The sequence below is a fragment of the Stappia stellulata DSM 5886 genome (assembly GCF_000423705.1).
Classification (GTDB): Bacteria; Pseudomonadota; Alphaproteobacteria; order Rhizobiales; family Stappiaceae; genus Stappia; species Stappia stellulata.
This window is the reverse complement of the sequence record NZ_KE384082.1, coordinates 93,051-115,000: the sequence shown is the minus strand read 5'-3', so window position 1 is coordinate 115,000 and position 21,950 is coordinate 93,051. Positions and strand designations below refer to the sequence as shown.

Genomic DNA, 21,950 nt, shown 5'->3' with positions numbered 1-21,950 from the left:
CGTTCCCGTTCAACAGCTGTCATGCAATCCCGCCCGGTCGGTGGCCATACCGCCTGCGGGTCGGTCCGTCACGGTTGCGGCCGGGCGGTGGAACCGTCGCGGCCGCTGTTCGGTGGTCGGCGCGGAGGCTTGCTCAGGCGCCGATCATGTTGCCCTGGGCCGCGAGTTTGGCGAGCCGGCGCTTGCCGTCCTCGACCGCATCGCGGATTTCCTCGGAATTCTTGGTCGACATCTTGCGCATCTCGCTGATGATCTCGCGCGAGTTGACCTGGAAGTTGATCACCGAATCCACCAGCTTCTTGACGGCCGCCGCCTGAACGGTCGGTCCGTAGCCGGCCCTGAGGGCGGCTTCCTGGACCGCGTCGCCGATTTCGGCGAGTGTCTCCAGCGACTTGGACACGCCGTCCTTCATCGCGTTCAGGGTTTCGGTGGATTCATGCAGCCCCTGAAGGCCGGTGAAGGAGGCATTCAGCGCCGTCAGCACCGAATCATTGGTGGAGAAGAAGCTCACCGCCTGCGAATAGACCCGCTCCTTGGCGTTGGTGGTCTGCATCAGCCGCGCCATGATGACTTCCGACGTGTTGTAGCCGATCGTCAGGTTGTCGGAGAGGTCCTTGGCGACCTGATAGCGCTTCTCCTCGTCCTGCATCACGCGCATCTTCTCGTCGCGGGCAAGCTCCAGGCGCGCCTTGGCGGCCGCGTCGTCGCCGGCATGGGCCTCGACCGTCTTGTTGGCCTCTTCAAGGTCGGCCTTGGCGGTATCGAGTTTGGCTTCGGCGGTTTGCAGAACCTCCAGCGCCAGGACCTCCGCCTGTTTCAGCGCGCCGCGGAAATCGCGGTAGGCTTCCAGGATGCGCTGTTCGCGCTCGATCTGGTCCTTGGTGTCGCGCGCCACATCCAGATAGGTGTCGCGGATCTTGCCGAAGCGGTCGGAAACCGTGCCCCGCGTCATGTCGCGCCACTTGTTCGACAGGCCTTCCATGAAGGAGATCTTGCCGTCGGAGAGCTGGTCGACCATGGCCTTGGCGTCGTCGCGGATCGAGTTGAACGCCTCGGTGATTGCCTCGTAACGCTCGCCGATGGACATCGCCTGGATCTCGTTGCGCACCACTTCGTTGAAGGTCTGCGCCTGTCCGAGCGTGCGGGTGATCACCGCGATCTTGTCCGGCGACAGGTCGGAGATCTTTTCCAGAAGGGCGTTGATCGGCGCTTCCGCGGTGGTTCCGGGCATCAGGCCCATGTCCCGCAGGGCGCCCATCGCGCGATCCAGATACTGCATGGGCGACAGCGCGGTTCCCGCCGCTGCCTGGGGTGCCGTTCCGGTCTCCGACATTGCCGTTGTCTCCGCCATTGTGCGTCCTCTGTCTTCAGTTTTCGCCGGCGCCGGTCTCGGCGCTGCGGCGGAAGGGCCCCGATATGAGTTCCGGCCCTGGAGCGCCGGGTTGTTCCTGTGCCTGTCGCGTCCGCGGTTTCCGAAGGCACGCGTGACGGCGCGACGAGTTAAGCACATTCCTTGTGACAGTTACACGCTTCAGGCCCTTATGCGCCAGATGATCCGGAAGGTGTTGCGTCCTTGCCCGCCTGCGCGTCGCAGACCGCGATTTGCGCGGCCAGCCGCGCGTTGTTGCGGACCAGCGCGATGTTGGTCTCCAGACTGCGACCGCCGGTCAGCTCGTAGATCAGGGCGAGCACGAAGGGCGTTACATCCTTGCCGGAAATGCCGCGTTTCGCGGCCTCGGCGACGGCCGCATCGATGACACCGGCCATTTCGCTGGCGGGGATCTCGGCGGTCTCGGGCACGGGATTGGCCACCAGCACGCCGCCGTGGCCCGGAAAACCCCGCCGAACGGCCAGAAGCGCGGAGATTTCCTCGGGCGTGTCCATCCGGTAGGGCGCGGACAGGCCGCTGACGCGCGACCAGAAGGCGGGAAAGTCGTCGGTGCCATAGGCGACGACCGGAACGCCCCGGGTTTCCAGGACCTCCAGCGTCTTGGGCAGATCGAGAAGCGCCTTGGCGCCGGCCGCGACCACGCAGACAGGCGTGCGCGCCAGTTCCTCAAGGTCGGCGGAAATGTCGAAGCTTTCCTGCGCACCCCGGTGCACCCCGCCGATGCCGCCCGTCGCGAAGACCGCGATGCCGGCGGCATCGGCTGCCATCATCGTTGCCGCGACCGTCGTGGACCCGGTGCGCCCGGTCGCAAGTGCAAACGCCAGATCGGCGCGCGAGCATTTCATCGCGGCCTTTGCCTCGGCAAGGCGCTCCATCTCGCCCTCGGAAAGCCCGATGTGCAGTTTTCCGTCGAGCGCTGCGATGGTCGCCGGGACCGCGCCTTGCGCGCGGATGTCGCTCTCCACGGTGCGCGCGGTCTCCGCGTTCTTCGGCCAGGGCATGCCATGGGTGATGATGGTCGATTCCAGCGCGACCACCGCCTGTCCGCTGGCGCGGGCATCCGCCACCTCGGTGCTCAGGACGATCCGCGAATTGGGGAGAGGGGAGAGCCTGGTCGACATGGATGCCTCGGGTTCCGTTGCGTGGATCAAGTGCGGGATCCGCGCGCTGCGCGCCGGCGCCCTTATAAGCGCGGGAGCGGCGCTGCGTCGAGGCGCATGTCGTCGCGCCCCGTGGTTTTTCGGCCTGTAACCGGACCGTTACGAAACCGGTGTGGCGATTGTCGCGCTTTCGCGGATGACGGCGTCCCAGGTGAGAGTGGCGGGGGCGGCCCCTTGTGCCTGCACCGTCACGCGCGCCGCCGCGAGGCCGGCACGGGCAGCGTCGACAACGTTCCATCCGCGGGCGCGGGCCGCAAGCGTTCCGGCAATCAGCGCATCGCCGGCGCCCGTGACATCCCGCACGGGCGCCGGCGCAACGGCAAGATGCAGGCAAGCATCGGGCGTGGCGAGCGCCAGCGGGGCGGGACCGTCGCTGACGAGGCAGGCGCCGACGCCCAGGGCGACCAGCGCGCAGGCGATCTCCCGCGCATCCTCCTCCGGCGCGGTCTCGGGTCCGGCGCGCGCGTGGCCGAGCAGGGCCGCGCCTTCCTCGCGGTTGCAGAACAGGACGTCCAGCCTGCCGAGAACCTCGTTGAGGCGCGGTGCCTTGGCGATGGAGACGGCATCGGCTGCCAGAAGACGGTGTCCGGCTGCGGCGGCGATCTGCGCAAGGACCGGCTGCGGCAGGTTCGCCTCGAGGAACCAGAGGTCCGCCTCGGCGAGCGCGGGATGGGCGAGGTCGAGGTCGCCCGGTCGCAGCGCATCGGTGATGGTGCCGTCGACGACGGCCGCCGCCAGCCCGCCGTCGGGGTCGTGCAGGGCGAGATAGCGCCCGGTCGGGTGATCGGAGCGATGGACCCTCGAGACGTCGATGCCTTCCGCGCGAAGGCTTGCAAGGAGCGCGTCGCCGTCGCTGTCGCGACCGACCGCACCGGCAAGGGCGCAGGGCGGGGACAGCCGCGCCAGCGCCCGGGCGACATTCGCGGCCACCCCTCCCGGGCATGTCGTCAGGCGCGCCGGCGTCGACGTGTCGCGAAGGATTGCGCGGTCCGCGTGCGCGAGCGTATCGAGATGAATGGCGCCAAAGGCGGCAATGGTCATGCGCGCGGATCCTGAACCCCGAAGGTGCCCCGGCGCGGGCCGGGACTGCGAGCCGTCCTGACCCGCCGGTCGCTTTCCTCATGCCACAGGAACGCCCGCCAGCGAAAGCGCGGCGGGCTGCGATCCGGTGAAATCGCCAGGGTGATTCTGGCGGTCGCGTTCCGGGTCGCGCGTGCCTGGACCGACGGTTCCAACCAGAGGCTTGAAAACAGAAAAAGAACATCTGTATTTTTAATTATTTTTTTCAGTGGTTTAGTTGATATTGTAGAATAAGAACAAATGAGGTACAAAAGCTGAGTTTGAATCGCCGGCCCTGGCATGGAATAAGGATCGCACGCATGGCTCAGAATTCACTCCGCTTGGTCGAAGGCATTCAAATGGACAAGACAAAGGCGCTGGACGCCGCCCTTTCTCAGATCGAACGCGCTTTCGGCAAGGGATCCATCATGAAGATGGGGCAGGGGCAGGTGGTCGAGACCCAGACCGTTTCCACCGGGTCGCTCGGGCTCGACATCGCGCTTGGCATTGGCGGGCTGCCGCGTGGCCGTGTCGTCGAGATCTACGGTCCTGAATCCTCCGGCAAGACCACGCTGGCGTTGCACACCATTGCGGAGGCGCAGAAGGCCGGCGGCATTTGCGCCTTCATCGACGCCGAACACGCGCTCGATCCGATCTATGCCCGCAAGCTTGGCGTCAACATCGACGACCTGCTGATCTCGCAGCCGGATGCGGGCGAGCAGGCGCTGGAGATTGCCGACACGCTGGTGCGCTCCGGCGCCATCGACGTTCTGGTCGTCGATTCCGTGGCGGCCCTCACGCCGAAAGCCGAGCTCGAAGGCGAGATGGGCGACAGCCTGCCGGGCATGCAGGCGCGGCTGATGAGCCAGGCGCTGCGCAAGCTCACCGCCTCGATCTCGCGGTCGAAGTGCATGGTGATCTTCATCAACCAGATCCGCATGAAGATCGGCGTCATGTTCGGATCGCCCGAAACCACCACGGGCGGCAACGCGCTGAAGTTCTATGCTTCGGTGCGCCTCGACATCCGGCGCATCGGCGCGATCAAGGATCGCGACGAGGTGATCGGCAACCAGACGCGGGTCAAGGTGGTCAAGAACAAGCTGGCCCCGCCGTTCCGCCAGGTCGAATTCGACATCATCTATGGCGAGGGCGTCTCCAAGAACGGCGAGCTGCTCGATCTCGGCGTCAAGGGCGGCATTGTCGAGAAGTCCGGCGCCTGGTTCTCCTACAACAGCCAGCGGCTGGGACAGGGACGCGAGAATTCCAAGAATTTCCTCAAGGAAAACCCCGAGATCGCCGATGAGATCGAGCTGGCGATCCGGCAGAATTCCGGCCTGATCGCGGAGCGGATCACGGATCCCTTCGCCGGCAACGAGGACGGGGAAAGTGCCGAGTAAGGCGATGGCCGAGGGCGCGCCGGCGCGGGTCTGCCCGATGCCGTTCGTTTCCTCGATGGACGTTTCTTCGGGGCACCTTCGGGTGCCCCTTTTCGTTTGGGCCGCGCGACGGCGGCGTACCGTTGCCGCGCTGGACTTGTCGACTGTGCAAAGATAAAAGCGGCGCAAGAAAGAACACGGCGCGCACCATGGCCGGATCCTGTCCCGGACCGCCCGATTGCGCGCCCGGCGCATTGGATGGCAGCTTCATGAGCGGTGTAAACGAAATCCGGACGGCCTTTCTCGACTACTTTGCCAGAAACGGGCACGAATCCGTGGCGTCGGGGCCGCTCGTTCCGCGCAACGATCCGACCCTGATGTTCACCAACGCCGGCATGGTTCCGTTCAAGAACGTCTTCACGGGTCTGGAAAAGCGCGACTACGTCCGTGCGGCCAGCTCGCAGAAATGCGTGCGCGCCGGTGGCAAGCACAATGATCTCGACAACGTCGGCTATACCGCCCGCCATCACACGTTCTTCGAGATGCTCGGCAATTTCTCATTTGGGGATTATTTCAAGGATCGGGCCATCGAACTGGCCTGGAACCTGATCACCAAGGAGTTCGGACTGCCCAAGGACCGGCTGACAGTCACGGTCTATGCCGAGGACGACGAGGCGCACGACCTGTGGAAGCGCATTGCCGGCCTGTCGGACGACAAGATCATCCGCATCACCACCTCCGACAATTTCTGGGCGATGGGCGACACCGGCCCCTGCGGCCCGTGTTCGGAAATTTTCTACGACCACGGCGATCACATCTGGGGTGGCCCTCCGGGATCGGCCGATGAAGACGGCGACCGTTTCATCGAGATCTGGAATCTCGTGTTCATGCAGTACGAGCAGCTGGCCGACGAGCGCGTCGACCTGCCGCGTCCGTCCATCGACACCGGCATGGGGCTGGAGCGCATCGCGGCCGTTCTGCAGGGCGTGCATGACAATTACGACATCGACCTGTTCCGGGCGCTGATCTCGGCGTCTGAAAACGCCATCGGCGTCGAGGCGGAAGGAAAAGCCGCCTCCAGTCACCGGGTGATCGCCGATCACCTGCGCTCCGCCAGCTTCCTCATCGCCGACGGCGTATTGCCCTCCAACGAGGGGCGCGGCTATGTGCTTCGCCGCATCATGCGCCGCGCCATGCGCCATGCCCATCTCCTGGGGGCCGAAGATCCGCTGATGTGGCGTCTCGTGCCGACGCTGGTGCGCGAGATGGGCCGGGCCTATCCCGAACTGACGCGCGCCGAAGCGCTGATCACCGAGACGCTGCGGCTTGAGGAAAGCCGCTTTCGCAAGACGCTTGCGCGCGGCCTGACCCTGCTGGACGACGCCAGCGGCGATCTGGGCGAGGGGGCGGAATTCGACGGCGAGACCGCCTTCAAGCTCTATGACACTTACGGCTTTCCGCTGGATCTGACGCAGGACGCCCTGCGCACGCGCGGCATCTCCGTCGATACGGACGGCTTCAAGGCCGCGATGGAGCGCCAGCGCGCGGAAGCGCGGGCCGCGTGGTCCGGCTCGGGCGAGGCGGCCACCGATACCGTCTGGTTCACGCTGAAGGACCGCTGCGGCGCAACCGATTTTCTCGGCTACGATACCGAAAGCGTGGAGGGCGTCGTTCAGGCGCTCGTGCGCGACGGTGCGGAAACGATGGAGCTGAAGGCCGGTGATACCGGCATCGTGATCTTGAACCAGACACCGTTCTATGGCGAGTCCGGTGGCCAGGTCGGCGACACGGGCACCATGCGCGGCGAGGGGGTCGAGATCGAGGTGACCGGCACGCAGAAGAAGGCCGACGGCCTGTTCCTGCATGAGGTGCGGGTGATTTCCGGCACGGTCGGGCTCGACCAGGCGCTGGAGCTTCAGGTCGACGGCACGCGCCGAGCGGCCGTGCGCGCCAATCACTCCGCGACCCATCTCGTGCACGAGGCGTTGCGCGAGGTGCTTGGAACGCATGTGGCGCAAAAGGGCTCGCTTGTCGGCCCCGACCGGCTGCGCTTCGACTTCTCCCATCCCAAGCCGATGTCCGCGGAGGAGCTGCGGGAGGTCGAGGAGATCTCCAATGCGATCGTCCTGCAAAACGCGCCGGTCGAAACGCGTCTGATGGGCGTGGACGAGGCGATCGAGCAGGGGGCGATGGCGCTGTTCGGCGAGAAATACGGCGAAGAGGTCCGGGTTGTGTCGATGGGCGTCGCGGATCGCGGCGGGAAGGCCGGCAAGACCTACTCGCTGGAGCTTTGCGGCGGAACGCATGTGGCGCGGACCGGCGACATCGGACTTGTGACGCTGGTTTCGGAAGGCGCGGTTGCCTCCGGCGTGCGCCGCGTCGAGGCGCTGACGGGTGCGGCCGCGCGCCGCTATCTGAGCGGCCAGGACGCACGGGTGCGCGACATTGCCGGGGCGTTGAAGGTCGGGCAGTCGGATGTCACCGAGCGGGTTGCCGCGTTGATCGAGGACAAGCGGCGCCTGGAGCGTGAACTCGCCGAAACCCGCAAGAAGCTTGCCATGGGCGGGAGCGAAGGCGGCGACGCCGGCGTGCGCGAGGTTGGCGGCTTCAAGGTGCTGTCGCGCATCGTGGAGGGCCTCAACCCCAAGGATCTCAAGGGCCTTGCGGATCAGGCCAAGAGCCAGGTCGGGTCCGGCGTCGTGGTTCTGATCAACCGCGGCGAGGACAACAAGGCCGCGATTGTCGTGGGCGTGACCGACGACATGACGGGCACGTTGAGCGCTGTGGATCTGGTGCGTGTCGGGTCGGCCGTGCTTGGCGGGCGCGGCGGCGGCGGGCGCCCCGACATGGCGCAGGCCGGCGGATCGGATGCCTCCCAGGCGGAAGCCGCGGTGGAGGCCATCATGGCCTCGCTCGCGGACGGCGCGCGGTTGGCGGAGGCCTGAGGCCATGGGCGCCGACCGCGAAGATCCGGAGGAGACACCGGTCCCGGAGCGGCGGCGCAAGCCTGACCCCGAGCCTTCGGCGGATGTCTCGCAGGGGCCGGGCGCGCGGCGTGGCAGATCGTTCAAGCAACGGGTTTTCCGGTTGCTCGAACTTGGATCGTCCGGCGACCCGCAGGGGCAGTGGGTCGATCGGCTGCTCCTTCAATTCATCGTTCTCACTGTCATTCTCGTCGTTCTGGAAACGGTCCCGTCGATCGAGCGGCAATGGGAGGGGACGCTCGACAGCTTCGAATTCGTTGTCGGCGCGGTGTTCCTTCTGGAATACGTGCTGCGTCTTTGGGTGGCGGACCTGCATCCGCCGTTTCGCCGGCTGAAGCCCCTGCAGGCAAGGTTGCGCTATGCCGTTCGCGGCGAGGCGCTGATCGACCTGATCGCGGTCTTGCCCTTCTTCCTCGGCTTCTTGTTGCCGGCCGGCGACTTCAAGCCGCTGATCGTGCTGCGGTTGCTGCGGTTCTTCAAGCTTGCGCGCTATTCCCCGGCGCTGCGGTCCCTCGCCAATGCCGTCATGAGCGAACGTCACGCGCTGGGGGCGAGCCTCGTCATCATTTTCGGCGTCATGCTGCTCGCCGCGACAGGCATGTATCTGGTGGAGCGCACCGTCCAGCCGGACGCCCTCGGCACCATCCCGAATGCCATGTGGTGGGCACTCGCGACCCTGACCACGGTCGGATATGGCGACGTCGTTCCGGTCACGGTTGCCGGAAAGCTCCTTGGCGGTCTCGTGATGCTCATGGGCTACGGGCTTTTTGCCCTGCCCATCGGCATTATCGCGACCGCGTTTGCGCGGGAAATCCACGCAAGGGACTTCGTCGTGACCTGGGGCATGGTCGCCAGCGTTCCGCTGTTTGAGGATCTGCGTGCCTCTGAAATCGCGGAAATCTCAAAGCTTCTGCGAGCGCTTTCCGTCGATGGCGGTCAGCCGATTACCCGGGTGGGCGAAGAGGCGACCAGCATGTATTTCATTGCCCGCGGCGCGGTGATCGTCGATCTCGGCAGCACGCGCGCGCGGCTGGAGGAGGGCGCCTTTTTCGGCGAGATGGCCATTCTTGGCGGACGGCGGAGACTGGCCTCCGTCAGCGCGGCGGAAGCCACGCAACTGATGGTTCTGGAGGCAAACGACCTGCAGCGGCTGATGAACGACAAGCCGGAGATCGCGCGCAAGATCCTGGACGAGGTGCGGGAGCGTTCGCGCCTCATGGCGTCTGCCGGCGACATCGTCCCGGAAGAGTTGACGCGGGCGGCGGATGCCGGAGAATTCCAGGATGAGGACCAGTGTCCGTCCGTATCGGATCCCGGCCGCGACCTGTTTGAAGAAGAGACCAAGCCGCAGGCCGGGACCGAAGCCGGCGCTGCGGGAACCGATCCGGACCGTCCAGGTGAAAACGGCAAGCCGCCGCGCCGCTCCGAAGACTGACCGACACTGCCACGGGGCAGGCCTGCAGGGAGCGCGTCCACGCGTGCCTTCAGGGCGCCCGCTGCCGCGCGACGACGCCAGCCTGTCGCGGGTCCTGCCGGGGGGCATTGGCGCCGCGCGGGCCCATCCGGTCGAGAACGGCGCGTTTGCGCAGCCGCAGCCAGCGGTGCAGCGCGGGGCGTTCGGTCAACCAGAACCGTAGCGAAAGCCGCGCGCGCCAGGCGGCGAAGGCAAGCGCGCCGATCGGTGTCTGGCTGCTGCCCAACGCCATGATCGGCCGGTGGCGGCCGCCGAAGCGATCCTTGTAGTCGTAGCTTCCCGCACCGAAATCATAAAGCGCGAAGCCGTTCCGCTCTGCCCATTCGATTTCCAGCACGGTCGCGATCAGGCCGGGAGAATGCTTGCGGAAGGGACCGTCGCCGATGGAGCAAAGCGTGCCGGTAATGACGCCGTCGTGGCACAGGCAATAGCTCGTCGCGATCCAGTCGGAACCGACGCGCAGGCCCAGCAGGAGGACCTTGCCCGTCGCGCAGCCCTCGATGGCGAGACGCCGGCAATGGGCGAAGATGGCCGGGTCCTGCAAGGTGTCGCTCATTCCGGATCCGGAGAACCGTGCGAGCCGCTGATCGGCCATCGCGCTCAGGAGGCTGTCGATCTCGTGTGCCGTCGTCGCTTCCACGATCTCGAAGTCCGGTCGTTTTTCCAGCTTGGCGCGCTGCTTTGCCATCTTGGCGTAGACGGAATGATTGCCGCGCGCCCGTTTCAGGCTCTCGGGCGCCAGATCGATGCGCGAGGCGCCGTCGCGGGTCTCGACCGTCCGCCCGCCATCCCGCAGCGGATTGGGCACGCCGCGAAACTCGCGGATGAGCTTCGCGACGAGCAGCATGTCGTGCGGGGGAAGCGCGGCAAGGAACGCCTGCCGCAGCTGTCTTGAGGTCGAGGCGTCTCTCGCGGCCTGCGCGCAGATTACCGGGAAATGGTAGTCGGCCATGCCATGGTCGAGGAACTCGATCCGCCGGACCCCGTGTTTCTTCGTGCGCGTCAGCGGAACGATCATCAGCGCACGGTCGACGCAGGGGTCGAGCACGGCGACGTAGAGCGGCGTGCCGTCGCGGTCTTGCGCAACCGTGTCTTCCAGCGAGCGCAGGAACGCCAGGCTCTGGAACACGGTCGCGCATCCGCGTGCTTCAAGGTCGCTCCACAGAGCTTCAAGACGCGGATCCTGAAGGGTCGCGAAGGTTTCGCTTCGAAGCGGTGTCGTGGCTGTCATGGGGCTAGCGGCTCCGGTCGGTCGTCGACTGCAACCGCTCGCCGATCCGGCCCTTGCGCCAGGCGTAGGAAAGGGCGGCTTTTGTCCAGAAGGCCGGTCCGTCGATGGCGCGGGACTTGGGCGTCATGCCGAAGACCTGACGCATCACGCCATTGGCATAGTTCACCGCGAAATGCCGGCGGCTGGTGCGTGTGTGATACTCAACGGTTGCCGAGACATTCAGCGAATTTCCGTTGACGACGCGGTGCGGCCAGTTCAACGGCCAGAACAGGCCGTCGCCGGGCGTCAGATCGATCACTGTGGCCGCTTCGTCGAAAGACGGATCGTAGGCGATCTCCTCGCCGGCGGCGGTTGTGATGATGCGTTCGAGTTCTTCCGGTTTCAGGAAGGGTTCCGCGCCCGGGTAGAGCCAGATGCGCTTCTCGCCGCGAATGTGCAAGAGCCCCTGGCCGGGAACATCCGCATGATAGTAGACGCGGGCGTTGGGGGAGGAAATCAGGATGCCGAGCTGGCGGTTGAAGCAGGAAAACCCCGGAACCGCGGCCTCGACAGCCCCCATCAGGTCATCCAGAAGCGCCTGATAGCGCGGATCCCGCGCGCCGACATGGCCGATGTTGACCCAGAGCGCGCCACTTGCGACCGCGTCGAAAAGCCTTGCCGGATCGGCGGCGGACAGGCCGCTGTCGCGCCATTCACGCGCGTCCTCGCGGCCCGTGTCCATCGTTGCGATCTCGCGCACGGCGTCCGGATTTTTCGCAACCAGTTCGGCAAGCGCTGCGTCGCTGAACAGCGGGCTTTCGGCGAACCGATGCCGGATCCTGACGATCTCCTTGTCCCAGGTTTCCGCGATGTCCGATGGCAAACAACAGGTGTCTTCGGTCATTGATCCCTCGTGCTTTCGCGAAGCATTGCGTGGATTTCTAAAGATGGGGTCAACAACCATCGCGCGATATGGTGCCCGCGAAAGCAATCTGTTTGATGGTAAATGCGGACTTTAGGTGCTTTCCTTTTTATGAAAATTGCAAATGCATACGTCCCCTTAACCGGAGACGGGTAGGTCTCGACGAAATTCTTCGGACCCGGTGCGCAAACAGATGAAGGCTCTCAGGAGACTCGCAAGCTCCGAACAGGCGCGACGGCTGGTCGAAATCCTGTTCAGCCGCGGGTTGAGCACGCTGTCGAGCTTTCTTCTGCTTTATGTCGCAAGCCGTGTGCTGACGCTGCCCGATTACGGCCTTTACGTGTTTCTTTTTTCCGCGGGAAGTGCGCTCGGGCTGTTCATCGGCCTCGGTCGGCCGATGCTCCTGATCAAGCATCTGCGCGGCGGCGATACATGCACCAGCGCGCACAATCGCGCGCTCCTGCGCGCGAGCCTGCTTTGGGTCGGTGGGGCCGGGGCGGCGATCCTTGCGTTCGGTGGTGTTCTTTACATGACGGCGCCGGAACTGCCGTCCCCCTACAACGCGCTCTATCTCACGGCCGGCTTCGCGGCGATTTATGCCGTCAGCGAACTTCTGCAGGCCTACTTCCGGGTTCGGGAGAACTTCTGGCTGGCCCTGGTGCCGCGCGAGAACCTGTGGCGACCGCTCGCCGCCGCGGTTCTGGTCGCCGGCGTGGTTCTGGGGATCTCCTGGAGCGGGCGGACGGCCTTCGTCGCGGTCAGCCTTGCCCTGCTGGTCTCCATTGCCGTGCAGGTCGTGGTGTTTCTTCGCCAGTCGTCCGGCGTGTGGACATTGTCGCGGGCAACGGAGCTTCGCGGCCGGCTTCGGGCGTGGCGGCGCGAGGGGGCGTTCTTCTGGGCGCATACGGGCTTCGCGGCCGCAGCCGCCTATCTGGAGACGGTCCTGATCGGCGTTGTCATCGGGCTGGAGGCGGCGGCGTTCTTCTTCCTGGTCACACGCCTGACCATGCTTCTCAATCTGCCGAGCGTGGCGGTGGAGACGTTCGGCATGCCCCGGCTTTCGGAAAAGCTGCGTCGAAACGACAGGGCGGGGGCGCAGCAGCTCGCCGTGACCTATTCCTTCGTGACCTTCACGCTGGCGCTTCTCGGCAGCGTCGTCCTGCTCGCGATCGCGCCCTATGTGCTGGTCCTGTTCGACCCGTCGTTTTCCGGGAATTTCGACGTCTTGGCGGTGATGGCCGCCAGCGTCGTGGCGCATGCGTTCTTCGGCGTGGGAACCGGAATGCTGCTGCTTGCCGGGGGCGAGCGCTACTATCTGATCTTTCGCACCTTGCTGTTCGTCCCCTATGTCGGCTGTCTCGTGGTGTCCGGGCAGCTCTTCGGTCTCATCGGCGTTGCGGTGACGAGCCTCGCCTTCGTCCTGATCGAGAACGTCATCGCGCTGGAATGGTGTGTGCGCAAGCGCGGCATCGACCTGCGGGCAAGCACATTCGTGACACGGCGCTTTCGCGTGTCTCGGAGCGCGGGACCCCCGCGATGAGACGGCTCGAGGCTAGCGCGGGACGAGGCCCGGCGTGAGCTGCTCGTAGAGTGGATCGCCTGACCAGAAAACATCGGTCGGGCCGATCGCGTGGTCGACGATGTTCCACCGCCCGTAGGCCCGAACCAGCAGGGCATAGGTGGTGATCCCGTCCATGTATTCCGCCTGGTCGCGAAACATCGTGGCCGAGAGGTCTATCGGCTTGCCGCCGGGCCGTTGCGGCGAGACGATGGCGAAGGCCCAGTTTCCCGAAACGCGCAGACGGTCGATGACGAATTCGACGGGGGGAGACACGCGCGCCTCGACCAGCGGACGAATGGCATTCATCAGGTCCTTGCGCTCCTGCGTCCCGCGTGCGGGTTCGTACGGTTTTTCGAATTGCGCGTAGGCGGATGAGGCCAGCAGGAGAAGTGAAACCGTGGCGAAAACGCGGATCACGAGGGCGGACAGGGCTTTCGGCATCTTTCGTCTTTCGGCGGACATTGAGAACGGGCTTTTGACTTCGGACCGCCGAACTCTAGCCGCCAAATCCCGCGGGGGCCAGTCGGCACGCCATCGCAGGCGGGCCAAGCCCGTCGCAGGCTCCGCCGACCCGTTCTACCGGGCCGAAGGAGCCTCAACGCATGAGCGGACAATCGATTTTGCCGCGCGGCCCGCTTCCTCGGCATAGGCCGCATCGCGATGAACAAGCATTGTGGAGAAGGCGCCGTCCATCAGGAGAACGATCTGGCGTGCGATCGCTGCCGGATCGTCAATCCGGTTTTGCCGCAACTGCGTGGCGAGCCAGCCTTCGAATGCCTTCTTGTGGGCCGAGCCGATCTTCATGGCCGGATGGCCCGGCAGGTTGGCAAGCTCCGCTGCGGTCCGCAAGAAGCCGCAGCCTTTCCACTTGGGATGGCGGGCGGCTCTGGCGAGTTCCACGAAGATCGCCTCGACCTTGTCGGCCACGTCGCCTTGCGCGCTGTCGAACCATGTCTCGAAGAGCTTCAGGTTCGGCTGGTCGCGAGAGCTCAGATACTCGGCGATCAGGTCGTCCTTGCTCTTGAAATGGTAGTAAAGCGTTTTCTTGGTGACCCCGGCGTCCGCCGCAACGGCGTCGACGCTGACCGCGCGAATGCCCTCCCGGTAGAACAATCTGTTCGCGGCATCGACCACCTTTTCACGGGCGGGCTTGTCCTTGCTTGATCTCGCGTTCATCTGGTATCCGACGACAATGTATACTGACTAGTGAGTATGCTTATCGTATCGGCGGGACTAGCCTTTTTGTCAATGCAAACGGAAAGGCAGACCCATGCAAAGCAATGTCCTTTATGAGAAAACCGGTCGCGTCGCGCTTCTGACGCTCAATCGGCCGGAGAAGCTGAACGCCCTCGACTATGCGACCAACGACCGGCTGCTTTCGCTTCTCGAGCGGATCGAGGCTGACGATGAGATCGGCGCGGTGATCCTGACGGGAGCGGGGGAGCGGGCGTTCTCGGCCGGGGGCGACATTCACGAGTTCACGCAGAGCATCAAACGCGGCACGGATGAGGCGGTCCGCGACTTCTGCCGGCGCGGGCAGCGAATGACGGCCCGCTTCGAGGCGTTTCCGAAACCGGTGATTGCCGCCGTCAATGGCATCGCCTTCGGTGGCGGGTGCGAGATCACGGAATCGGTGCATCTGGCGATTGCCTCCGAAGAGGCCGTGTTCGCAAAGCCGGAAATCAACATCGGCATACCCCCGACCTTCGGCGGCACGCAGCGGCTGCCGCGTCTGGCCGGGCGGAAACGGGCGCTCGAACTGCTCTTGACCGGCGACACCTTCGGGCCGCAGCGTGCCCTGGAACTGGGCCTGGTGAACAAGGTGGTGCCCGGCGAGGACTTGCTTCCGGCGGCCTTCGACCTCGCCGAGCGAATCCTGCGGCATTCGTCTCTCGCCGCCGCGCGGATCATCACGGCCGTCACGCGCGGCATTAACACGACGATCGAGGAAGGGCTGCTGATCGAACGCGAGCAGTTCGCCCGCATGTGCGCAACCGCGGATGTGCGGGAAGGGCTGGATGCCTGGATTGCCCGGCGCACCCCGGTTTACCTCGGACGGTAGCGGGACTGATTTCGGCCGCGAGCGCATCGAGTCGCCCGCTGGCCGAAGTCGGGCAAGGGCAGCCGCAGCACTGGGCTGGAGGGGGACGCGGGCCGTTGCAGTGCCGGAGTCCGAATCGCCCGGGCGCGACAGCCGGTCGCCATGGAAAATCCGTGACCGCACAAGGAGCTGGAGCTGCGGACGCTCAGAAAAAGCTCAAAAACTTCGCGCCATCTCAACTCTGACGCGAACTTCGCCCGGATGTTGACCGGCGCGCGTTTGTGCAATCATTTGCACATTGGAAGATACAGCGATTTTTTGCCCTAACGGTTTTTCGCGTTCCCTAGCAAACCTGGAGGGCGTCAGGCTCGTTAACGGTCGTTCAGGTGATTACCGGGCGTGGATATACGCTCGTTTCCAAAACAGCATTGGAAATTGCACTGGAGTGCAGTGATCCGGCGGTTGGATAGGATCGGGTCCTTATGTTTTACAGATAATTTATTTTGCCTTTCCTTTGAGGTTCTCAAGATTTCAGGACGTTTCAAGCAGGCGTTTCAGTTGTAGTCATTAACTAGCTCTTCAGTGGCTTCACTCTAACACCGCTACGCGAAACTGTTTTTTGCGGTCATTTGACTTTGAGAACTGCGGTCGAGACTGCCTTTCTCTGTAAGCTGCGTATGAGGCGAATGCGATGCTCAAGAAAATATCGATCCCGAAGAAGGTTTTTGGCGGCTTCGGATTTATTCTGGTCCTGTTGCTGACGATCAGTGCCATCGGGATCGCCGCCCTTGTCAGCAGCAATGGCGATTTCGCCGTCTATCGCCAGGCGGCGCGGGAAACCGCAGAGGCTGGCCGGGTTCAGGCCAACCTGCTCGAAGCCCGCATCGCGGTGAAGAATTTCCTCATGTCCGGGTCGCAGGCCGATATCGACATCGTGGAGACGCGGCTTCAGTCGACGCGCGCTCTTCTCGGTGAACTGGAAGACATCGTGAGCGGCAACGATACCGGTCGGCTTGTCGCCGCTGCCGTGCGCGATCTTGCGAGCTACACCGAGGCTTTCCAGGCGCTCAAGGCGGTCAGCGAGAGACGGGTCGATGTTGCAGCCCGCACCGTCGACGTGATCGGTCCGAAGATCGCCGCTGAACTCGAGGAGTTCAAGCTCGCGTCCAAGACCCTGCAGGATACGCTCGGCCCGCGGGCGACGGCGGAGATGGAACGTGCCGTCACGATCATGCTGATCGTTGCCGCCGCAGGCGTTATTCTCGGGTTGGCCGCGGCGTGGAGCATTGGAACAGGCATCGCGCGGCCGATTTCCACCATCACCAATGCGATGCGGACGCTTGCCGGCGGCGACAAGACCATCGCCATTCCCGGGCTCGACCATGGCGACGAGATCGGGGCAATGGCCAAGGCCGTCGTCGTGTTCAAGGAAAACATGATCAAGGCCGAGGAACTGGCCGCCAGTGAGATGGAGGCCGCCACGGCGCGCGACGCCCGCGCCCGTCATATCGAGGAGCTGACCCAGTCCTTCGATGCCAACATCTCCGAGCTGTTGGGCGTGGTCGCAAGCGCCGCCACGGAAATGCAGAGCACCGCGCATTCCATGTCCGGCATCGCCAGCGACACCAACCATCGTGCAACCTCCGTCGCCAGCGCGGCGGAACAGGCCTCGGCGAACGTGCAGACCGTGGCAAGCGCCACGGAAGAGCTCTCCTCCTCGATCCAGGAGATTTCGCGACAGGTGTCCCAGTCCTCCGCCATTGCCGGCCGGGCGGTGACAGAAGCGAATCGCACCGACGGTCAGGTCCAGGGGCTGGCGTCGTCCGCCCAGAAGATCGGCGAAGTGGTGAACCTCATTTCCGCCATTGCCCAGCAGACCAACCTGCTTGCGTTGAACGCCACCATCGAGGCGGCGCGCGCGGGCGAGGCCGGCAAGGGCTTTGCGGTCGTTGCATCGGAAGTGAAGGCGCTCGCCACCCAGACGGCTCAGGCGACGGAGGAGATCAGCCAGCAGATTGCCAGCATCCAGGTGGAGACGGCAGAAGCCGTGTCGGCGATCCAGATGTTCGGCGTGACCGTTGGCGAGGTGAACGAGATCGCTTCCAGCATCGCGTCCGCGGTCGAGGAACAGACGGCGGCAACGAGCGAAATCGCCCGCAATGTCGAACAGGCCTCCGAGGGCACCCGGGAAGTCACGTCGAACATCATCGAGGTGACGAACTCGGCCAGCGAAACCGGTGCCGCGGCGACGCAGGTGACCGGTGTGGCGGCGGACCTCAGCCAGCGGGCCGAGTCCCTCAAGTCCCGCGTGGAGCGCTTCCTCGCCGACGTACGGGCGGCCTGAGCGGGCGCACCGACATGACCGTGCCGCGAAAACGGTCGCGGGCACGGTCTCAACCGAAAAAAAAGGGCGCCCCGAAAGGCGCCCTTTTTCCGTTTCAGCGAAGCCGATGCGGCTCAGCCGTTCATTGCCGCCTGCAGGTTCTCGTCGATCTTGTCGAGGAAACCGTTGGTGGTGAGCCACTTCTGGTCCGGGCCGACGAGCAGCGCCAGATCCTTGGTCATGTGACCGGATTCCACCGTGTCGATGCACACCTTTTCCAGCGTGTCGGCGAACTTGGCCAGATCGTCGTTGCCGTCGAGCTTGGCGCGGTGGGCAAGGCCACGGGTCCAGGCAAAGATCGAGGCGATCGGGTTGGTCGAGGTCTCCTCGCCGCGCTGGTGCTGGCGGTAGTGGCGGGTGACGGTGCCGTGGGCGGCTTCCGCTTCCACCGTCTTTCCGTCCGGGGTCATCAGCACCGAGGTCATCAGGCCGAGCGAGCCGAAGCCCTGGGCCACGATGTCGGACTGGACGTCGCCGTCGTAGTTCTTGCAGGCCCAGACGTAGCCGCCCGACCACTTCAGCGCCGCCGCGACCATGTCGTCGATCAGGCGGTGCTCGTAGGTGATCTTCTTTTCCTCGAAGGCCGCCTTGAACTCGGTGTCGAAGACTTCCTGGAACAGGTCCTTGAAGCGCCCGTCATAGGCCTTGAGGATGGTGTTCTTGGTCGACAGGTAGCAGGGAACGCCGCGCTGCAGCGCGTAGTTCATCGACGCGCGGGCGAAATCGCGGATCGAATCGTCGAGGTTGTACATTGCCATCGCGACGCCGGAGGACGGCGCGTCGAAGACCTCGTGCTCGATCTCGGTTCCGTCCTCGCCGACGAATTTCACCGTCAGCTTGCCCTTGCCGGGGAAGCGGAAGTCCGTGGCGCGATACTGGTCGCCGAACGCGTGACGGCCGACGATGATCGGCTGGGTCCAGCCCGGCACGAGACGCGGCACGTTGTTCATGATGATCGGTTCGCGGAAGATGACGCCGCCGAGAATGTTGCGGATCGTGCCGTTCGGAGACCGGTACATGCGCTTGAGGTCGAACTCCTCGACGCGGGCCTCGTCCGGCGTGATCGTGGCGCATTTGACGCCAACGCCGTGTTCCTTGATCGCGTTCGCTGCGTCGACCGTGATCTGGTCGTCGGTTTCGTCACGCTTCTCGATGCTGAGGTCGTAGTACTTCAGGTCAATGTCGAGGTAGGGGTGGATCAGCTTGTTCTTGATAAATTCCCAGATGATCCGGGTCATCTCGTCGCCGTCGAGTTCGACAACCGGATTGACAACCTTAATCTTCGCCATGGTGCAGATGACCTCGTGTCTTGGGTGGCTATGCGCGTCCCGCGCCGGAAACCTCGGGCCAATTGTCGCCGGCCCCTGAAGGCCGCCGCAACAGCCGCGCGGCCCCTATAGCAAAGGGGCGGCGAAACGCAAAGCTAGGCGTTCGTCAATCATACGAAACGACGAGGGCAAAATGCAGGTTGCGAGACGGGCAAGCTCGGCGCACCCTGTTGGAAGTCACAAGGGGTGTTCGGTTCATAAAAACCGGGCGGCGGCATTTTGGACCGCGCCGGAACAGGGGAGCGTGACAGGGTATGGGACGGAGAACCGGAAAGACAACCGCACGACTGCGTGCGCTGGCGCTTGGCGCGGTGGTCGCCCTGTTTGGCGCGGTGGCCGGCATGGCGGGCGCGGCCGCGGAGACATCGGCGGTTTTTCGGATCGACGGCAATATCGACAGTGCCGTCCCCCTGCAACTCACCCGCGCGGACCTGGAAGCGATCGGGATGCACGACGTTGTCACTGTCACGCCCTGGAACGACGAACTGACGACCTACACGGGACCGTTGATCCGCGATGTTCTCGCCCATGTCGGAGCGAAGGGCGACAGCATCGTTGCCGTGGCGCTCAACAATTACCGCGTGGTGTTTCCAGTCTCCGACACCCGTGACTACGATGTCATCCTGGCGGTGCGTGTGAACGGCGAGCCCATCGGCCTGCGCCAGCGTGGACCGGTTCGCGTGATCTACCCCTGGTCGGAGCGCGAGGAACTGAGGTCCGAGGTCTATTACTCGCGGGCGATCTGGCAAATGAACGGCATGACCGTGGTCGGGCAGGCGTCGCAATAGGGGCGGGTCAATACGGACGGGACTGCTTCCTGCTTTCCTCCCGGGCGTGGTGGCTGTAGAATTCCACCCCAGGATGCGCCGTTCGGCTTGAGGCAATCGCTGCGGGACAGGCATCGGCGCGAAACAGGCGAAAGACAGCACGATGGAACTGAGCGCAAGGTGGGTGCGCACGCTCTACGTAACACTTCTGGTGGGCGTCGCGATCATCACCGGGTCGCTGTTCGTCGTCATCTCCACCTTGAGCACGCAGAACAACGAGGACCGGGCAGAATACCGGCAAAGCCTTATCTGGTTCTCCGCGCAATTGGTCGTCGAATACAAGGACGTCCTGCATGCCCTCGACACACTGATTCTCAACGAGGGGCGCGAGGACCTGCGCCAGCCGGTGGTGTCGCGCTTCGATATCCTGTGGAGCCGGGCGATCCGCCTGGGCGAGGGCGCGGTCGGGCGCGAGTTGGCCCGGGTGGACGGCTCCGCGTCGCTGATGCCCGACCTGACGCGCGTGGTGCGCGGAGCGGATACCCATCTGGCGAACATGGCGAACGGGGATCTTGCGGCGGCGGCGTTGATGCGCAAAGAGCTCGGCGAGCTGCAGCCGACGCTCGATGCCTTTCGCTCCAGCGTCTATCGTTTGCAGCGCGAGGCCGCCGCCCGTCAGCGCGACATTCTCAGCGACACCGTCGACACGGTGCTGTTCCTGATCATCGGTCTGCTGGTCGCGGGGCTGTCGATGGGCGGGCTGCTTTTGCGCGACCGCAGTCAGCTGATGCGCCTGCGCGGACAGCTTGAGCGGCGTGTCGCCGAGCGAACCGAGGAACTGGCGCGGGCGAATGCGGATTTGCGCTCCGCGAACGAACGGTTGACCCAGTTCAACAACCTCGCCTCGCACGACCTCAAGGAGCCGGTGCGCAAGATCGGCGTGTTCAGCGACTTGCTGCTGGAAGGGATCGCAAACCGCGACAGCGAGACGATCGACTATGCCGCCAACGTCATGCGCGCCTCCGCCGGACGGGCCAAGACGCTGATCTCCAACCTCCTGAATTATTCCGCCGCGTCCGACCGGACGCTCGACCGGGAGCGGTTGTCCCTCGACACGCTGATCGCGCGGGTCAGTGACAGTCTTTCGGAGCAGATTCGCGACAGTTCGGCGGACATCATCGTGACCGGCGGCGAGACCGAGCTGGAGGGCGATCCCGTTTTCCTGGAGCAGCTTTTCCAGAACCTGATCGCCAATGCGGTCAAGTTTCACCGCGAAGACAACCCGCCGGAGGTGAAGGTCCGCGTCACGCGCGATGCGGACGGACGGCCGCGCCGCATTCATGTGCGTGACAACGGCATCGGCTTCGACATGCGCCATCAGGCGCAGGTCTTCGAGCCGTTTCGTCGTCTGCACGGGCGTGAGAAATACGCCGGAACGGGCATGGGACTGGCGATCTGCTCGGCCATCGCGCAAAGACACGGCTGGGAGTTGGGGGCAACGAGCGCGCCGGGCGAGGGGGCCGATTTCTACATCGATTTCGGCCCCGGCGCCGCCGGCGATTCCGGGTCGGTTGCGACGGCCGCCGAGTAGCGGCCGTCGCGTTTTCAGATCACGCGGAGCCGGTGCCGGCCTTGCGGGCGATCAACGCGATCGCGATATAGCTCCAGCCGTTCATCAGCACCGCGACGCCGCCGAACAGGCCGAGGACCCACAAGGCGGAGGTGGGGAACTCGAACCAGATCAACAGGCCGGCGATGATGGAAAGCACGCCGGCGCCCGCCAGCCAGCCCCAGCCGTCATGCGGGCGCACCTTGAAGCCGAGCAGAATCTGCGTGACGCCCTGCGCCAGCAGAATCACCGCGACGACAAGCGTCAGCGCAAAGGTGCCGATCACCGGATTGAAGTAGACGGCGGCGCCGCCCACCAGTGCGATGATGCCGGTGAGAATGTCCCACAGGAAGCCGCTCCAGTTCTTGACCGAAAAGGCATGCCAGATCTGCAACAGGCCGCCGACGGCAAAGACGATGGCGATGACGAGCGTCACCGCGATGGAGCTTGCCAGGGGAACGGTGATCATGGCGAAGCCGCCGATCACCAGGGCAACCCCGAGCGCGAGGAACCAGCCCCACTTGTTGCGCACGACTTCGGTAATCGGCGGCTTGTGTGTTGCGGTTTGTGTTTGCGGCTGGCTCATGCCGGACTTCCTTGTATTTGCGTATTGGAGACTGTTTTCAATGTTGCGAGTATAACGCCGCTTTGCAGTCGGGGCGATGCGGGATTGCCGCCGATCGCAC

At 64.6% G+C, this 21,950-nt stretch carries 17 protein-coding genes; 8 read left to right on the top strand and 9 right to left on the bottom strand.

The genetic code is table 11. The features are described from left to right. Positions 1-133: 133 nt before the first annotated feature. The 3 genes from G572_RS0112855 to G572_RS23725 all read right to left on the bottom strand — a co-directional run bounded on the left by G572_RS0112855 (position 134) and on the right by G572_RS23725 (position 3,591). Positions 134-1,333 carry a coiled-coil domain-containing protein gene (locus tag G572_RS0112855; protein ID WP_051242319.1) on the bottom strand — a complete coding sequence of 400 codons (1,200 nt, stop codon included), beginning with the start codon at positions 1,331-1,333 and terminating at the stop codon, positions 134-136. Positions 1,334-1,539: 206 nt separating this feature from the next. Then, a complete protein-coding gene (locus G572_RS0112850) occupies positions 1,540-2,511 on the bottom strand; it encodes a pseudouridine-5'-phosphate glycosidase (RefSeq protein WP_029058830.1) in 972 nt (323 codons plus the stop codon). Between the two features lie 138 nt (positions 2,512-2,649). Continuing rightward, the gene (locus tag G572_RS23725; protein ID WP_051242316.1) at positions 2,650-3,591 is read right to left on the bottom strand and encodes a PfkB family carbohydrate kinase; all 942 of its coding nucleotides are present in this window, start codon (positions 3,589-3,591) and stop codon (positions 2,650-2,652) included. Between the two features lie 338 nt (positions 3,592-3,929). On the opposite strand from G572_RS23725, the gene recA reads away from it, so the two are divergent. From recA to G572_RS23720, 3 genes are all read left to right on the top strand, one after another. Next, complete coding sequence (recA, locus tag G572_RS0112840) at positions 3,930-5,006, top strand: recombinase RecA (RefSeq protein WP_029058829.1); 1,077 nt, start codon at positions 3,930-3,932, stop codon at positions 5,004-5,006. Positions 5,007-5,254: 248 nt separating this feature from the next. Then, positions 5,255-7,930: an alanine--tRNA ligase gene (alaS, locus tag G572_RS0112835; protein ID WP_029058828.1), complete on the top strand. Its 2,676-nt coding sequence runs from the start codon at positions 5,255-5,257 to the stop codon at positions 7,928-7,930. Positions 7,931-7,934: 4 nt separating this feature from the next. Beyond that, the gene (locus G572_RS23720; protein ID WP_084650116.1) at positions 7,935-9,404 is read left to right on the top strand and encodes a cyclic nucleotide-gated ion channel; all 1,470 of its coding nucleotides are present in this window, start codon (positions 7,935-7,937) and stop codon (positions 9,402-9,404) included. 49 nt (positions 9,405-9,453) lie between these two features. Here G572_RS23720 and G572_RS0112825 read toward each other — a convergent pair whose 3' ends face one another. Both G572_RS0112825 and G572_RS23715 read right to left on the bottom strand, forming a co-directional pair. Then, on the bottom strand, positions 9,454-10,674 hold the full coding sequence (locus tag G572_RS0112825) for a GNAT family N-acetyltransferase (protein ID WP_029058827.1): 1,221 nt from the start codon (positions 10,672-10,674) through the stop codon (positions 9,454-9,456). A gap of 4 nt (positions 10,675-10,678) precedes the next feature. Continuing rightward, complete coding sequence (locus G572_RS23715) at positions 10,679-11,557, bottom strand: cupin-like domain-containing protein (protein ID WP_169391314.1); 879 nt, start codon at positions 11,555-11,557, stop codon at positions 10,679-10,681. Between the two features lie 211 nt (positions 11,558-11,768). Between G572_RS23715 and G572_RS23710 the strand changes: the two genes are divergently transcribed. After that, the gene (locus G572_RS23710; protein WP_051242313.1) at positions 11,769-13,115 is read left to right on the top strand and encodes a lipopolysaccharide biosynthesis protein; all 1,347 of its coding nucleotides are present in this window, start codon (positions 11,769-11,771) and stop codon (positions 13,113-13,115) included. A gap of 12 nt (positions 13,116-13,127) precedes the next feature. Here G572_RS23710 and G572_RS23705 read toward each other — a convergent pair whose 3' ends face one another. Both G572_RS23705 and G572_RS0112805 read right to left on the bottom strand, forming a co-directional pair. Next, positions 13,128-13,577: a hypothetical protein gene (locus tag G572_RS23705; RefSeq protein ID WP_037547046.1), complete on the bottom strand. Its 450-nt coding sequence runs from the start codon at positions 13,575-13,577 to the stop codon at positions 13,128-13,130. 135 nt (positions 13,578-13,712) lie between these two features. Then, positions 13,713-14,312 carry a TetR/AcrR family transcriptional regulator gene (locus G572_RS0112805; RefSeq protein WP_029058826.1) on the bottom strand — a complete coding sequence of 200 codons (600 nt, stop codon included), beginning with the start codon at positions 14,310-14,312 and terminating at the stop codon, positions 13,713-13,715. 94 nt (positions 14,313-14,406) lie between these two features. On the opposite strand from G572_RS0112805, the gene G572_RS0112800 reads away from it, so the two are divergent. Continuing rightward, a complete protein-coding gene (locus tag G572_RS0112800; protein ID WP_029058825.1) occupies positions 14,407-15,198 on the top strand; it encodes a crotonase/enoyl-CoA hydratase family protein in 792 nt (263 codons plus the stop codon). A gap of 670 nt (positions 15,199-15,868) precedes the next feature. Next, positions 15,869-17,521: a methyl-accepting chemotaxis protein gene (locus G572_RS0112795; RefSeq protein WP_029058824.1), complete on the top strand. Its 1,653-nt coding sequence runs from the start codon at positions 15,869-15,871 to the stop codon at positions 17,519-17,521. A gap of 113 nt (positions 17,522-17,634) precedes the next feature. On the opposite strand, the gene G572_RS0112790 is transcribed toward G572_RS0112795, so the two are convergent. Further along, positions 17,635-18,849 (bottom strand): NADP-dependent isocitrate dehydrogenase, encoded by a 1,215-nt coding sequence (locus tag G572_RS0112790; protein ID WP_029058823.1) that lies wholly within the window; start codon positions 18,847-18,849, stop codon positions 17,635-17,637. Positions 18,850-19,142: 293 nt separating this feature from the next. On the opposite strand from G572_RS0112790, the gene G572_RS0112785 reads away from it, so the two are divergent. Both G572_RS0112785 and G572_RS25500 read left to right on the top strand, forming a co-directional pair. After that, the gene (locus G572_RS0112785) at positions 19,143-19,676 is read left to right on the top strand and encodes a putative pterin-binding protein (RefSeq protein ID WP_051242311.1); all 534 of its coding nucleotides are present in this window, start codon (positions 19,143-19,145) and stop codon (positions 19,674-19,676) included. Positions 19,677-19,818: 142 nt separating this feature from the next. Further along, positions 19,819-21,246 carry a sensor histidine kinase gene (locus G572_RS25500; RefSeq protein ID WP_051242309.1) on the top strand — a complete coding sequence of 476 codons (1,428 nt, stop codon included), beginning with the start codon at positions 19,819-19,821 and terminating at the stop codon, positions 21,244-21,246. Between the two features lie 19 nt (positions 21,247-21,265). On the opposite strand, the gene G572_RS0112775 is transcribed toward G572_RS25500, so the two are convergent. After that, entirely contained in the window at positions 21,266-21,850 is a 585-nt protein-coding gene (locus G572_RS0112775) for an HdeD family acid-resistance protein (protein ID WP_051242307.1), read from the bottom strand. Between the last annotated feature and the right edge of the window lie 100 nt (positions 21,851-21,950).